Here is a 12875-nt window from a genome sequence, read left to right on the forward strand (position 1 = left end):
CGATGGTCAGTGAAGCCGATCATGATCCGCGCCACCATACGCAGAAAATGCAGACCCGCCTGCAGGAAACCATGGATCATTTGCGGGAAGACATTGAAAAGGTCGACGAGCCGCAACTGAAGGCGATGTTCGAAACCGCAGCCGAGGTCTTGGGCGGCCTTAAGAAGGCGTTCGGTGACTATGAGAAGAAGAACGAGGCCGCATGGCGATAGTGCGCCTCGATCAGCGGAAGTGCTGGTACGCATGAGCAACTCCGCCAACACCGGCGGCATGGCGAGCCTGCTCAGCACCCTGCCGGAGAGATTGCCGCGGGCTGTAACCGTGGGTGACCTTCTACACGCGATGGGTGACCAGGGAATTGCGGTCGTGCTGCTGATGTTCGCCATTCCTGCGATCATTCCAACGCCGGGCATTCCGGCAGGACTCGTATTCGGCATGGCGCTTGCTCTTTTGTCGATGCAGGTCATCCTCGGCGTGGAACGATTACGGCTTCCGCATCGATTGTCAGCCATGGGCGTACCTCGATCCGTTGTTGAACGGACGGCCATGCATGGTGCTCCAATCCTCGCCCGGCTTGAGCGTCACATGAGACCGCGAGGCAGGCTGCTCTCACAGGCTGCAATGCGACCAGTGCTTGGGCTCGTCATCCTAACGATGGCCATCCTGATCGCCCTGCCGATTCCTTTCGGCAATATGCTGCCGGGTCTCGCTGTTCTTATCACGGCTCTGGGCATGGCACAGCGCGATTCGCTGGCGATCGGCGTAGGATTGCTGGTCGCAATCCTCGCAGCGACCGTCAGTGCCGGTATTCTTGCCGGCAGCTGGTGGCTGATCGCTGATTGGATAGGTCTTGACCGCTCTTCCAGCCACCCGAAGAGCTAGACTTCCTGTGACTCGCCAAGGCCCCTGATTTGGTTCTGGAGGCTCATACGATCCAGCGAGGCAAAAGGGAGATTGATGAAAATGTTAAGGCGACGTTCCAGTCCGGTCAGTACCTGCGTGAAAGCTTGCTTACGTTCCCAGACTTCGCCCTTGACAAGGATAGGGTCTGGGCACCGCCAGTGCGAGGTGATGGGCAAGCCAGGCCAATCCGGAAGGGCTTCACCCGCGACAGTGTCACTAAGAGTGAAAACAAAGTCCAGATCAGCGGCGCCCACATCCGCAAACGCCCCGAAATGCCGCGGCGTTATATTCTCTAACGGATAATCCGCAATGCGAAGCAATTCCAGGACGGTTGGTTCGATCACTGGCGCGGGATCGACGGCCGCGCTCATTGCCTCGAAGTGTCCCTTGCCGATTTTGTTCAAGATGGCTTCCGCCATTATACTGCGCGCGGAATTGCGGCGCGAGAGGAAGAGTACGCGGTAGGTCCCGTCCTGCATCGAAAGCCCCTCGGATGACGATATCGGAATTCGATAAAGCTATGCCGAGCCTCGATGACAGTTTTATGAAGCCGACGAGATCTGACGAGCGGCGCCTTTCCGAAAACTTGCCGACTAGAAATGGGGTTGGGCATCCATCATCTTCACGTTCCCAGGTTGCTGCGAGTGCACCTGAGCGTCGCCGGCCTCACCGTTCCCTTTGAGTTCAAGAGGCATCAGGCAGGCGAAGAAACGCGAAAGGTAGGCGCTGATTGCCCTTCCCTCCATAAGTCGGGTAGCCAGAGCCTCGTCGCCACGGCAGGAGGCAGCGCTCAGCACGCTCTCATTGTCCGATAACTCAACCCCGCGATTCATAGCCTTGATCACGAGATCGCCGCTGCCTGCTTGCACAACATACCTCCATCCGGAGAAATTGTGGAAGACGGCGGCATCACAGTGCTGGATCAGCCAACCCGTCCCTGTCCTCAGGGCTTTGTTTCTGTCGTCAGGTATCGGCTGTGACAGATCAAGCACCTGGCACTCCCTATCTCGCACCGGCCAACGTTCTGCTCTTCAAGGCAAAGTACCGTAGAGAGAAAGACGAGCGCGACTTCGAGGCCGCGCTCCCCAAACTCAATTTCCAAGAAAAGCTTGATCTGCGCCTCTGGCTAGAGGCCCTGCATCCCGAGCATGAATGGATAGCGCGTTTATAAGGGAACACTACAAACGCAGGCTCCGTCCGCAGAGCGAATCTTGACTGAACAGCTGGATTCCATCCGATGTAGCGTCGTGCTTCAAGCGCGGCAGGAGGATCTGCCGATGTCCGATCAATTCAGGCTCACCGAGACACAGCTGAAGCGCATTGAATCACTCTACAAAGACAACTCAATAAGAGCGAGCCGCATCGCGGATATCAGATAAGACCCATGAAGATTTAACCGCAGAAGTCCCTGATCAGACGTATCAGCGCCTCGGCGGAGTAAGGTTTTTGGACCCAACCAATGGGTCTGGCTGGTGCGGCTCGTTTCCGCGTTTCTGCATCAGCATGCGCCGACGCGAAGACGGAGCGAACGCCAAACGTACCGAACAACTCGATTGCGGCCTCTACACCGTCCGTCCGTCCAGCAAGCCGAATGTCCATGATCGCCAGATCCGGCTGCTCGGCACGAGCCATTGCGACGGCCTCTGTGGCCGTCACAGCTATACCAACAACCTTGTAGCCCGCATCTAGGAGTCTGTTCTCCAGTTCCAGCGCAATCAGAAATTCGTCCTCGACAATGAGAATGCGCAGGTCCCCTGGTTTAGTTCCTCGCCCATCCTTGCCCGTTTTCTGCGACGATGGGTTGGATCCATGGGAGGAAGTTCGGTGCGATGTTATCGGAGACATGTTCAGCCAAGCTTGTTGTCATGGAATTGGATCGTGCACATCGCGCCGGGACCAGGCGCCACGGAGAATGAGCCACGTAGCTGCCTCACCAGGCCAGACACAAGGCCGGTACCCGAAGAGCGCCTGCCTGTGGCTTCAAAATTATACCCGGGACCGCTGTCCCGGACCGTCAGCACGAATTCCCCGACACGGTGCGAAAGGGTGATCCAGATGTCGCATTTCCCCGCATCGTCGCAGCCATGCTTGGCGGCGTTTGTCAGCAGTTCATTCAGGACCAGCGCCAGAGGCATCGTGACATCGTTCGGCAATTGCACCGCATCCACGTCGATATGGAGCGCGACGTCCTTTGAGAAGGCTTGCCTGGCGCTGCTGCAAACCGCCTCGAGGAACTCTTTCGCATTCACCCGGGTCCGGTCTTTTTCCATGTAGAGGGTCTGTTGGGCGGCTGCCATGGCTCCGACGCGCTGGGCGGCGTCTCCCAATACGCGACGGGCCTCGGGGCTGTTCGATTCCCGTGCGGCCGAATGGATGAGCCCGTACAGCATCGCCATGTTGTTTTTGACGCGGTGATTGAGCTCGTCGAGGAAGACCTTCTGGTTCGTCTCGGCAGTCTTTCGATCACTGATGTCGACAAGCATGTTAATCGCCCCGATGAGCTCACCGTCTTCGTCAAACATCGGTGTCGGAAACGGTAGGAAAGGCACCATTGTTCCGTCGGGACGTTGCGCCATCGCTTCAACCCCACGCACGGGCCGTTTCTCACGGAGCGCGATGGCCATCGGGCACTGATCGTGGGGTAGAGGCTGCCCATCCGGCGTGAACAAGCGATAGGTGACGCACCATTCGTCCTGGCCTACGACCGGCTGCCTGCCGGCAAGCTCGACGGCAGCCCTGTTATAGTAGGTGATCTTCCCCCGCGCATCCGTGGTGTACACGGCCGCAGGAAGCGCCTCGAGGATCTGGCGCATCTCCTGTTCTTTGCGGGCGAGTTGTCGTTTCAGCCGTACCGTATCGGTGACGTCCACCGTGAAGCATCTGGTGTTAAGGAACTTCCCGTCGCGAAACTGGACGCTTGAGGTGATTTCCACGTGCTTGATCGAGCCGTTCTTCGCGCGTAATCGAGCCGGGAAGCGGTTCAGCTTTTCTCCGTCTGACAGGCGGGCCAATATCTCGCGGATCGTATTTGAATCTGCGTGGAATTGGGAGATTGGCCGACCTATGTATTCTTCGGCTGTGTAGCCAAGAAGGTCGAGTTCAGCCTGGTTGGCGCGTAAAATGGTGCAATCTTCGCCGACAAGATGAAGCGCAACCGCGCCATTCTCAAAGAAGTCCTCGTAAATTTCATGATGGTTTCTAGCCGGAACGGCGGCGTGAGCGCCGTTAGAAACAGAGTGGTCGTTCATGTGGCTCTCAGGCCTCCCCGGCCGAAGCCTGTGGTTTAACCGACCTTAACGCCTAAGCTGAGCACAAGTTCCGGACCGGGGAAGCCAAGTTTTGCGTCTGGCTAGACCTGCCTTTCTACACTTCGGGCTCGATGCGCGAACCGCGCTGGATCAGTCTTAACCAGCCGGCATGCTCACCGATCTCATGTTTGGTTGTTGATTTCAGCGGGGACCTGCCATCGTGACGCGAAATCTAGGGCTTTGCTTGTGCTGCTTTTCGCCAGGACTGATCACTTGACAGCATGACGATTTTATAATTGGATACAATTATGGTTTCGGATACAGAAAAAACGCAGGCGGAAATGGCGACCGACAGGATCAGGACCCTGATCCTGAATGGCACGTACCGGCCCGGTCAGCCTTTACGGCAGGAAGCCTTGTCCGCGCACCTCCATGTCAGCCGCACACCCCTTCGGCACGCGCTTCAATCCCTTGCTGAGGAAGGCTTAGTCGAGGCAGTTGGCTTCAAGGGGGCACGCGTCGCAGAGCCCGATCCGGGAATTGTGCACGATCTGTTTGAAATGCGCCTTCTGCTGGAACCGCTCGCGCTCAAGTCGGCACTCCCGCACCAGACAAAGCTTGATTTCGCCAAGGCAGAAATGGCGCTCGATGCAGCTGACGCAGAAGGAGACCCCTCCAAGCTCTCCGAGCTCAATTGGGAATTCCATCACGCGCTCTACCGTCCCTCAGGCCGGCAAACGCTCATGAAGACCATCGAGCAGCTCAACAGAGCGTCTGCTTTTGCGGAGACGATTGCGAGGTCCATCGTTGTTCGATCGGAGAAATCGGCTGCCGAACATCGTGAACTACTGGAGGCCTGCCGCAATGCAGACGAGGATGGCGCGATCGCTTGCCTGACGGAGCATCTCCAGCTTGCATATCAAGACATTCAGAACAAGGAGCACTGACAGTGCCGGTCATAAACAGGATCGCTGACTTTCACGATGAGATGAGCGTATGGCGACGTCATCTTCATGCCAATCCTGAACTTTCCTACCAAGAGCATCAAACAGCAAAGTTCGTTGCTGACAAACTTCGGTCCTTCGGGATCGAGGTAAGCGAAGGCATTGGCGGAACTGGCGTCGTCGGCGTCCTGTACGGAGACCGAAGAGGTGAACGTTCCATCGCTCTGCGCGCGGACATGGACGCGCTTGCGATAGAGGAACGCAACGATTTCGAACATCGTTCATTGAACAAGGGTGTCATGCACGCCTGCGGACACGATGGGCACACGACCATGCTTATTGGCGCGGCGCGCTATCTTGCTGAAACGCGCAATTTTTCGGGCCGCGTTGTTTTCATCTTCCAGCCGGCAGAGGAAATGGGAGGCGCCGATGGCGGCGCGGCTCGCATGATCCGCGAAGGGTTATTCGACAAGTTTCACTGCGACGAGATCTACGGCTTGCACAACTGGCCGGGAATGGATGTCGGAACCTTTGCAGTCAAGGCAGGCCCGATGATGGCGTCGGGCGACAGCTTCGAGATAGAGGCGACGTCCACGGGAATGCATGCAGCGCAACCACACAAAGGCGCTGATGTCGTTCTGACGGCTGGCCACATCGTCGTGGCGCTCCAGCAAATTTCTGCTCGAAACACTGATCCGCTCGACGCACTGGTCGTCAGCGCCACGCAGATCCATGGCGGCGACGCCTACAATGTCTTGCCGAACACTGTCACCATTCGAGGGACAGTCAGAGCTTTTTCTCCCCAAGCACGCGCCGCAGCCGAGCCGGCACTTCGGCGCGTGGTGGAGGGCATAGCATTGTCGACAGGCGCCCATTGCAAGGTGTCATACGCCCAGCAATATCCGACACTCGTCAACTCCGAGTCCGCGGCGCAATCGGCCGAGGCTGCAGGCCGATCGGTGTTCAACAAGGTCGAGACAAACCCGCCGCAAACGATGATCGTCGAAGACTTCGCCTTCATGCTTGAGGACCGCCCCGGATGCTATGGATGGATCGGAAATGGCCCGGACGATAATGGCCGGATCCTTCACAGCGCGTGGTTCGATTTCAATGACAAGGCCCTGCCCTACGGCGCTTCCTATTTCGCAACAGTCGTTGAACAGCAACTGCAATGACAACCCGCCGTGCGTGCCCTCTCCTCAGGCGCTGAAAGGCAACCAAGCCGCCGCCAAAGGCCTGCGCTCGGGGAGAGTGCGTCACTGAGCAGTCCAGATGAGAGGATCTTCATGCGAACAATCAAAACCGACACTCTTGAAATTGCTTTTTTCGAGCACGGTTCGCCCGAAGGTTGGCCGGTGGTGCTGAGCCATGGATTCCCGTACGACATCCACGCCTATGATGAGGTGGCGCCTCGCCTAGCGGACGCGGGAGCACGGGTGATTGTGCCTTACCTGCGTGGCTTTGGCCCTACGCGCTTTCTGTCGAAGTCCACAATGCGAAGCGGTCAGCAAGCAGCTCTTGGCAAAGACGTCATTGACCTGCTGGACGCTCTTGGCATCGAAAAGGCCGTTCTCGCCGGGTATGACTGGGGCGGCCTTGCTTCATGCGTTGCATCGGTATTGTGGCCCGATCGAGTGGCCGGTCTGGTGTCGTATGCGGGCTATGACGTTATCGATGTGGAACGGCTTGGCCACGCCTACCAGCCCAGCCTTGAACATGCCGTCTGGTATCAACATCTGTTTCAGCAGGAGCGCGGCCGCGAATGCCTGTCTCTCCACCGCCGCGAACTGTGCCGGATGCTCTGGAGACAGTGGTCGCCCACCTGGGCGTTTGACGATGCGACGTTCGATCGGACAGCCGGCTCTTTCGACAACCCGGACTTCGTTGATGTCGTCATCCATTCCTATCGCTGCGACTTTGGAAATGCTGAAGGGGACCCGGCGCTGGCTGACCTGGAAGCGCGACTGGCCGAAAAACCACCCATCACCGTTCCCGCGATTACCATCGATGGGACACAGGACCCGCTTAAGCCTGGCGGTACGGCCGATCATGCCCCGATGTTCAAAGCACGACACGAGCATCGGGTTGTTGACTGCGGACACAATCTGCCCTGGGAGGCACCAAAGGATTTCGCTGACGCTGTAGTAACCGTGCGCGGTTGGGACGCCTAAGGTAGGAACCGCGCGGCGCACGTTGCTGCGCCCTCTCCTCCTGCCCATACCTAAATGTCCGTGATGGGAATCGCATCGTGTGGGCCAAGTGATCCAAGGCTACTTCCGGAAGCCGGACCGAAATGACATCTGTCCGGCTTTCACGAATTCCTGTCATTGCTTCTGCTTATCGAGCCGCTTCGACTGGCGAGGCATCACCCCCTGCCGCCAGTTCCACCAAAACCAGGGAGCTGACACCTGCGACAAAGAAACCGACTGCCAGATTCATGGCCGTTCCGCCATAGAAACTTCCTATGCCGATAGCGTACAGGGTCGCAACGAAACTCGATCCCGACGCAATCAGCGATGCGCCCAACCCGGCAACCTGGCCAAGAGAACGCATTGCCATGGCATTGAGAATGCCGAACAATATCCCAATGGCAAAGAAGGCCGAAAACCCGAACACCATCAGAGCGACAAGAGGCAGGCGACCGCTCCAGAGCATCGAAGCGAGCAGCATAAAGAGACCGACGGATGCAAGCCCGATGAAGGCGGCGCGCGCCATAGCATCCATGCCGATTTTTTGTACGAACCTTGCATTAAGGTACGATGCCAAGCCTATTCCAGTGGCCAGGACAGCGAAATAAAACGGGAAGGTTCCCTTGATTCCATAGGCGTCGAAGAACAAATCGGCCGCCGTGCTGAGATAGAGGAGCTGAGCGCCGAACACGATCCCGGTTGCGATGATTAGCAAGGTCACACGGCGCTTTAACAGGATACGGGAGCCATTGCGGAACAACAGTTTCGGCTGGAACGCTATGCGTTTAGGGACTGGCAATGTTTCCGGGTGTCGCATCACCAGCCAGACGCCAAGGAGAACCGCGATCGCAAGACAAATGCCGAAGACGCTACGCCAACCGGCAAGCGAGATCAGACCCTGACTCAGGGCGGGAGCCAGCATCGGCACGAGAATAAACAGCGTGAACATGAAGGACATGACGCGCGCCATCGCATCCCCTTCAAACTGATGGCGAATCATAGCACGTGTTGCGATCTTGGGGCCGGACGCTCCTTTGCCCTGAAGGAACCGGCCCAGGATCACTATTTCGAGCGATCCGGCCAGGATCGTTGTGACGGTTCCGATCGCATGGAGGCAGAGCCCGTGCACAAGCACTTTCTTGCGCCCTATCCCATCGGACAATGGCCCCATCAGCAATTCTCCGAACGCCGTGCGGAAGATAAAAACTGATATGACATGCTGCGTGGACAGCGGCGGCGCGGCGCCGACCTCGTCTCCGATCTGGCGTTCCATATTTCTGGATGATTTTGTTACCCAAAGCGGTGGCAAAGGGGTCAGTCTCTAGAATCTCGATCAGAGCATAGTCGCATTCAGCGCTGACCGTTGCTCCGTGATCCATTCGAATAGTGTAAGGTTGCTTATGGATTTGAGATATCTGTACGAGAGACACGCACCGGACAGCTACACTGGCGGGTCAATTCCATCCTCGCCCGACAAAGCCATATATCGCTGCCAAAACGATCCCCGCCCGCTCGGTGTTTCAATCCAACCGCCTGCCGGTTCCCCGCGAGAAGAGATGGACATGGGCCATGTCGCCTTTGACATGAATGGTCTCGCCGACGGCGATAGTCGCATCTCGCGGAAACTCCACGCTCAGCATACGGCTATGCCCGACTTCAATATAGCCGTATGTTTGACTGCCGAGGCGCTCGGCCACCACGAGCTCGCCGCTGAACCAGGCCTCCTCGGCAGTACAACGTGTAAAATCTTCAGGCCGGATACCGAGGACGATCTCGCCCTCTGGTAGTGCCGCGTGCCCTGAACGATTGAGAGCGATGGTCTTGCCGAGAACCGCAATCGCGCCCGAGGGCGCCAACACTTCTGCCGGAAAAGTGTTCATGGTCGGGCTGCCGATGAAGCGGGCAACGAAGAGGCTGGCCGGGCGGTGATAGAGATCGAGCGGCGGGCCGATCTGTTCGACCACGCCGCCGTTCATAACGACGATACGGTCGGCGAGCGTCATGGCCTCGACCTGGTCGTGGGTGACGTAAACGGTGGTCGCCTTCATGCGCTTGTGCAGCTTGGCGATCTCCAGCCGCATCTCGACGCGCAAGGATGCATCGAGATTGGAGAGCGGCTCATCGAATAGAAAGGCAGCTGGTTCGCGCACAATAGCGCGCCCCATGGCGACGCGCTGACGCTGTCCGCCAGAGAGCTGCGCGGGCCGACGGTCGAGGAAAGGTTCGATCTTCAGGACATCAGCGGCACGGGAGACGCGTTTTTCGATGGCCGCGGTATCGGCGCCGCGCATCTTCAGGCCAAAAGCCATGTTTTCATGCACGCTCATATGCGGATAGAGCGCGTAATCCTGAAACACCATGGCGATGTCGCGTTCGGCTGGCGGCAGATCGTTCATGACCCGCCCGCCGATATCTAGCGTGCCGCCGCTGATATCTTCAAGCCCCGCGATCATGCGCAGAAGGGTCGATTTCCCACAGCCCGAGGGACCGACGAGAACCAGGAACTCCCCGCTTGCAATATCGATATCGACGTCGTGAATGACCTGCAGCGAGCCGTAAGATTTCCTGATCTGCTTCAAACTAATTGCCGTCACGCCGTATCCTCCCTGATGTCATTTAGGCACTTGACCTTAATTATCGATATCAATATCAATAATGATAGCACATGCAAACGGAATTCTGCAGAGCGAGATTGATGACTTATTTTTCCGCCAGACAAGCAGGCCGGCACGCCGCCACGAAGCCGGCCAAATCCACCGGCGCCTTCAATGCGCTGAAGCGGGATATTCTGCTCGGAACGCTGCCCGCCGGAACGGCGCTGACGGAGCTCGACCTTGCAGCACATTTCGGCTGCAGCCAGGGCACGGTTCGCGAGGCGTTGCTGCAGTTGCAGGAAGAAGGCCTGGTTCTGCGCCAGGGTCATCGCGGCACCCAGGTCTCCGCTTGCACCGCGGACGAAGCGATCGAGATGTTCCGCGTTCGCCAGCAAATCGAGTGCAACGGCATCATGCGCGTGATCAAAGCGCCGAGCCGGACTTTGTTAAGCGACCTGGGTCAGCTTTTCGAGGAAATGATGGATGCCGCCCGCCAGGGCGACGAGCTCGAGCTCGCCTCTTTCGACCGCGACTTTCATCGCCGGATTTTCCAGGATGCAGCCCTGCCGGCGCTGGATCCCATTCTCCATCGTTGCCTAGTACATAATCACCGCTTCAAGATCTCGCGCAGCACGACGCCACGCGATCTCGTTGCCACCGCCCAGCGCCACCATTCGATCATCGAGGCGATCGAGAGCGGCGATGCTGCCAGGTCGGTTGCCGCCCTCCACCATCATATCGCGACCATTGTCGATCTTGGCCCCGATGTCTTCCCGGATGCCAGACAATGAGTGCCGCCTTAGCCGACATGGGTCTTCTGTCGCCTGAAATGGCAGTACTTCTCGCGCGTGTCGCGGCCGAGGACGGTCCGCTGCCCGATCCGACGACCCTGTCGCCGACAGAGGGTCGGGCGCAGTCGGAAAGAGCAAACCGGCGCTGGAACCTCGATCTGCCAGCGATGCAATCAGCGCACGATATTTGGATCGAACCGGACGCGACGCTTGGTTCCGCGCGCTTGAGAATTCGTGTGTTCATTCCGCATGCGGCGAAACCAGGCGCCGTTTTCTTCGTCCATGGCGGGGGCTTCGCATTCTGTTCGCCTGAAAGCCATGAGCGTTGCGCGCGGGTATTGGCAATCGAGACGAACATGGCCGTGCTGGTTCCGGATTATCGCCTTGCGCCGGAGCATCCTTACCCCGCTGCTCTGACGGATGTCGTTGCCTCTCTGCGCCAACTGCAGTCGTCTTCCACCATTTTCGGTGTCGGCGCCGGTCCGATCGTTATTGGGGGCGATTCCGCCGGCGCCAATCTCGCGCTTGCGGCCATTCTCCATGAACATAAGGTCGGACGCCCGGCACTCGCGGGAGCGCTCCTGTTCTACGGCACCTTCGCGCGCGATTTCACCACGGACTCCTATCGCGATTTCGCCGACGGACCTGGCCTGACGCGCGACAAGATGCAGCGCTATTGGCAATGGTATGTCGGCGATCGTGATGTCGGGCTCGACCCGCTCGCCTGCCCGCTTGCAGCGTCCAATCAAGCGCTTGCGGCCCTTCCGCCGCTGCATCTCATGGCCGCCGCCGTAGACCCCTTGCTCTCGGACACGCTGATCCTGCACCAGCGCCTGCAATCGCTCGGGCGCAGCGAGACCGTCACGGTCGTACCCGGCGTAACGCATGGATTTCTGCAGAACACAATCGACCTGGCTGCGGCGCGGGAGGCGCTTTCAGCCGCAGGTCAAAAGGCAAAGGAGATGACGGCACACGTTTGACCGTCAGGAGGAGGAGAGAATGAAGAAGTTTCTGAAGAGTCTGGCTTTCGGCGTCGCGCTTGCGTCAAGCTTGGTGGCAAGCGCTGCCTCTGCCGAAACGGTGCATTTCTGGTATCACTTCGACAATCCGGAAAATCCGATGGGCGATCTCGTTGCGAAGTTCGAAAAGGCCAATCCCGGCATCACCATCGATGCCGAAAACGTACCGTGGAACAGCTATTACGACAATCTCTATACTTCGATCGTTGGCGGTAACGCGCCTGATGCGGCGATGGTGAAGCTCTTCGCCCAGCCGCGCCTTGCCGAAATGGGCGCGCTCGAACCGATCGACAACCGCATCAATGCCTGGCCCGGCAAGGCCGACCTGCTCGACAACCTGCTCGATATCAACAAGGGTCCCGACGGCAAGCAATATTACCTGCCTATCCAGTATGTCGTTCTCTACCTCTATTACCGCACCGACCTGTTCCAGGCCGCCGGCCTGAAGCCGCCGACGACCTGCGAAGAATTCCGGGACGCCGCCATCAAGCTGACCAGGGCGCCTGACGTCTACGGCTTCGGCCTGCGTGGCGGCAAGGGTGGCTGGGACCAGTGGGGCGCCTTCGTGCTCTCGCAGGGCGCCGAGCTGAAGCCGGGCGGCCTCACCAAGCCGGAAGCGGTTGCCGCCAACCAGTGGCTCGTCGATCTCTTCCAGAAGGACAAGGTCATTCCGCCCTCGGCACCGAATGACGGCTTCCAAGAAATCATTGCCGCCTTCAAGGCCGGCAAGACGGCAATGACGATCCACCATATCGGCTCGTCGAACGATCTCGTGAAGGCTCTCGGCGACAAGGTCTCGGCCGTTCCGGTGCCGAAATGCGGTGGCGGACAGTGGACCTCCTATGGCGATGAGTCGCTCGCGATCTTCTCTGCCTCGCAGGTGAAGGACGCGGCCTGGAAGTGGATCTCCTTCCTCGCCGAGGGCGACAACAATGTCGCCTTCAACAAGGCGACCGGCCAGATGACCGTCACCAAGAGCGGCTCGGCGCATTGGACGCTGCATGAACGCCGCTTCGTCGATGCGACGGTCCAATCTCTGCCCTTCGCGCATGTGCTGCCGCAAAACACCGCGACCTCGGAATTCGTCAATACGGCATGGCAGACCGCCATGCAGCAGGCGCTGACCGGCCAGATCACCTCGGCTGAGATGATGCAGCAGTTGGAAGGGCTTTTTTCCCAGTAAAGGC

15 protein-coding genes are annotated in these 12875 nt (G+C 58.5%); 9 read left to right on the forward strand and 6 right to left on the reverse strand.

Annotated features, from left to right (window positions below; all coding sequences use genetic code 11):
* Positions 1-2 precede the first annotated feature (2 nt).
* The gene (locus J2X71_RS35990) at positions 3-212 is read left to right on the forward strand and encodes a hypothetical protein (protein ID WP_310390074.1); all 210 of its coding nucleotides are present in this window, start codon (positions 3-5) and stop codon (positions 210-212) included.
* Between the two features lie 31 nt (positions 213-243).
* On the forward strand, positions 244-882 hold the full coding sequence (locus J2X71_RS35995) for an exopolysaccharide biosynthesis protein (RefSeq protein ID WP_310390075.1): 639 nt from the start codon (positions 244-246) through the stop codon (positions 880-882).
* Here the strand turns inward: J2X71_RS35995 and J2X71_RS36000 are convergent.
* Positions 879-1382 (reverse strand): protein tyrosine phosphatase, encoded by a 504-nt coding sequence (locus J2X71_RS36000; RefSeq protein WP_310390077.1) that lies wholly within the window; start codon positions 1380-1382, stop codon positions 879-881. The genes J2X71_RS35995 and J2X71_RS36000 overlap by 4 nt on opposite strands.
* 114 nt (positions 1383-1496) lie before the next feature.
* On the reverse strand, positions 1497-1895 hold the full coding sequence (locus J2X71_RS36005) for a hypothetical protein (protein WP_310390078.1): 399 nt from the start codon (positions 1893-1895) through the stop codon (positions 1497-1499).
* On the opposite strand from J2X71_RS36005, the gene J2X71_RS36010 reads away from it, so the two are divergent.
* The gene (locus J2X71_RS36010) at positions 1880-2074 is read left to right on the forward strand and encodes a hypothetical protein (protein ID WP_310390080.1); all 195 of its coding nucleotides are present in this window, start codon (positions 1880-1882) and stop codon (positions 2072-2074) included. The genes J2X71_RS36005 and J2X71_RS36010 overlap by 16 nt on opposite strands.
* A gap of 221 nt (positions 2075-2295) precedes the next feature.
* Here the strand turns inward: J2X71_RS36010 and J2X71_RS36015 are convergent, their stop codons facing one another.
* Both J2X71_RS36015 and J2X71_RS36020 read right to left on the reverse strand, forming a co-directional pair.
* Positions 2296-2748: a response regulator gene (locus J2X71_RS36015; protein WP_310390082.1), complete on the reverse strand. Its 453-nt coding sequence runs from the start codon at positions 2746-2748 to the stop codon at positions 2296-2298.
* 2 nt (positions 2749-2750) lie between these two features.
* On the reverse strand, positions 2751-4151 hold the full coding sequence (locus tag J2X71_RS36020) for a PAS domain S-box protein (protein WP_310390086.1): 1401 nt from the start codon (positions 4149-4151) through the stop codon (positions 2751-2753).
* 308 nt (positions 4152-4459) lie between these two features.
* Between J2X71_RS36020 and J2X71_RS36025 the strand changes: the two genes are divergently transcribed.
* From J2X71_RS36025 to J2X71_RS36035, 3 genes are all read left to right on the forward strand, one after another.
* Positions 4460-5098, forward strand: coding sequence for a GntR family transcriptional regulator (locus J2X71_RS36025; protein WP_310390088.1), 639 nt, complete (start codon positions 4460-4462; stop codon positions 5096-5098).
* 2 nt (positions 5099-5100) lie between these two features.
* A complete protein-coding gene (locus tag J2X71_RS36030) occupies positions 5101-6270 on the forward strand; it encodes a M20 aminoacylase family protein (protein ID WP_310390090.1) in 1170 nt (389 codons plus the stop codon).
* A 111-nt stretch (positions 6271-6381) separates the two neighbouring features.
* Positions 6382-7266, forward strand: a complete 885-nt coding sequence (locus J2X71_RS36035; RefSeq protein WP_310390092.1) for an alpha/beta hydrolase — start codon at positions 6382-6384, stop codon at positions 7264-7266.
* Between the two features lie 166 nt (positions 7267-7432).
* Here J2X71_RS36035 and J2X71_RS36040 read toward each other — a convergent pair whose 3' ends face one another.
* A complete protein-coding gene (locus tag J2X71_RS36040) occupies positions 7433-8557 on the reverse strand; it encodes an MFS transporter (RefSeq protein ID WP_310390093.1) in 1125 nt (374 codons plus the stop codon).
* Positions 8558-8804: 247 nt separating this feature from the next.
* Positions 8805-9878, reverse strand: a complete 1074-nt coding sequence (locus J2X71_RS36045) for a sn-glycerol-3-phosphate ABC transporter ATP-binding protein UgpC (protein WP_310390095.1) — start codon at positions 9876-9878, stop codon at positions 8805-8807.
* A gap of 101 nt (positions 9879-9979) precedes the next feature.
* Between J2X71_RS36045 and J2X71_RS36050 the strand changes: the two genes are divergently transcribed.
* Genes J2X71_RS36050 through J2X71_RS36060 form a run of 3 tightly spaced genes read left to right on the forward strand, consistent with a single transcriptional unit; the run spans position 9980 to position 12871 of the window.
* Positions 9980-10669, forward strand: coding sequence for a GntR family transcriptional regulator (locus tag J2X71_RS36050; protein ID WP_113324803.1), 690 nt, complete (start codon positions 9980-9982; stop codon positions 10667-10669).
* Positions 10666-11649 (forward strand): alpha/beta hydrolase, encoded by a 984-nt coding sequence (locus tag J2X71_RS36055; protein WP_310390097.1) that lies wholly within the window; start codon positions 10666-10668, stop codon positions 11647-11649. The genes J2X71_RS36050 and J2X71_RS36055 overlap by 4 nt, the downstream gene beginning before the upstream one ends.
* A gap of 19 nt (positions 11650-11668) precedes the next feature.
* On the forward strand, positions 11669-12871 hold the full coding sequence (locus tag J2X71_RS36060) for a sugar ABC transporter substrate-binding protein (protein WP_310390099.1): 1203 nt from the start codon (positions 11669-11671) through the stop codon (positions 12869-12871).
* Positions 12872-12875 lie beyond the last annotated feature (4 nt).

This window comes from Rhizobium sp. 1399, from assembly GCF_031455475.1.
Lineage (GTDB): Bacteria > Pseudomonadota > Alphaproteobacteria > Rhizobiales > Rhizobiaceae > Rhizobium.

What these genes read in the sequence shown, in the direction of transcription:
- J2X71_RS35990 (WP_310390074.1), top strand. Translation starts at nt 3, where the DNA reads ATGGTCAGTGAAGCCGATCATGATCCGCGCCACCATACGCAGAAAATG.
- J2X71_RS35995 (WP_310390075.1), top strand. Translation starts at nt 244, where the DNA reads ATGAGCAACTCCGCCAACACCGGCGGCATGGCGAGCCTGCTCAGCACC.
- J2X71_RS36000 (WP_310390077.1), bottom strand. Translation starts at nt 1,382, where the DNA reads ATGCAGGACGGGACCTACCGCGTACTCTTCCTCTCGCGCCGCAATTCC.
- J2X71_RS36015 (WP_310390082.1), bottom strand. Translation starts at nt 2,748, where the DNA reads ATGTCTCCGATAACATCGCACCGAACTTCCTCCCATGGATCCAACCCA.
- J2X71_RS36020 (WP_310390086.1), bottom strand. Translation starts at nt 4,151, where the DNA reads ATGAACGACCACTCTGTTTCTAACGGCGCTCACGCCGCCGTTCCGGCT.
- J2X71_RS36025 (WP_310390088.1), top strand. Translation starts at nt 4,460, where the DNA reads ATGGTTTCGGATACAGAAAAAACGCAGGCGGAAATGGCGACCGACAGG.
- J2X71_RS36035 (WP_310390092.1), top strand. Translation starts at nt 6,382, where the DNA reads ATGCGAACAATCAAAACCGACACTCTTGAAATTGCTTTTTTCGAGCAC.
- J2X71_RS36040 (WP_310390093.1), bottom strand. Translation starts at nt 8,557, where the DNA reads ATGGAACGCCAGATCGGAGACGAGGTCGGCGCCGCGCCGCCGCTGTCC.
- J2X71_RS36050 (WP_113324803.1), top strand. Translation starts at nt 9,980, where the DNA reads ATGACTTATTTTTCCGCCAGACAAGCAGGCCGGCACGCCGCCACGAAG.
- J2X71_RS36055 (WP_310390097.1), top strand. Translation starts at nt 10,666, where the DNA reads ATGAGTGCCGCCTTAGCCGACATGGGTCTTCTGTCGCCTGAAATGGCA.
- J2X71_RS36060 (WP_310390099.1), top strand. Translation starts at nt 11,669, where the DNA reads ATGAAGAAGTTTCTGAAGAGTCTGGCTTTCGGCGTCGCGCTTGCGTCA.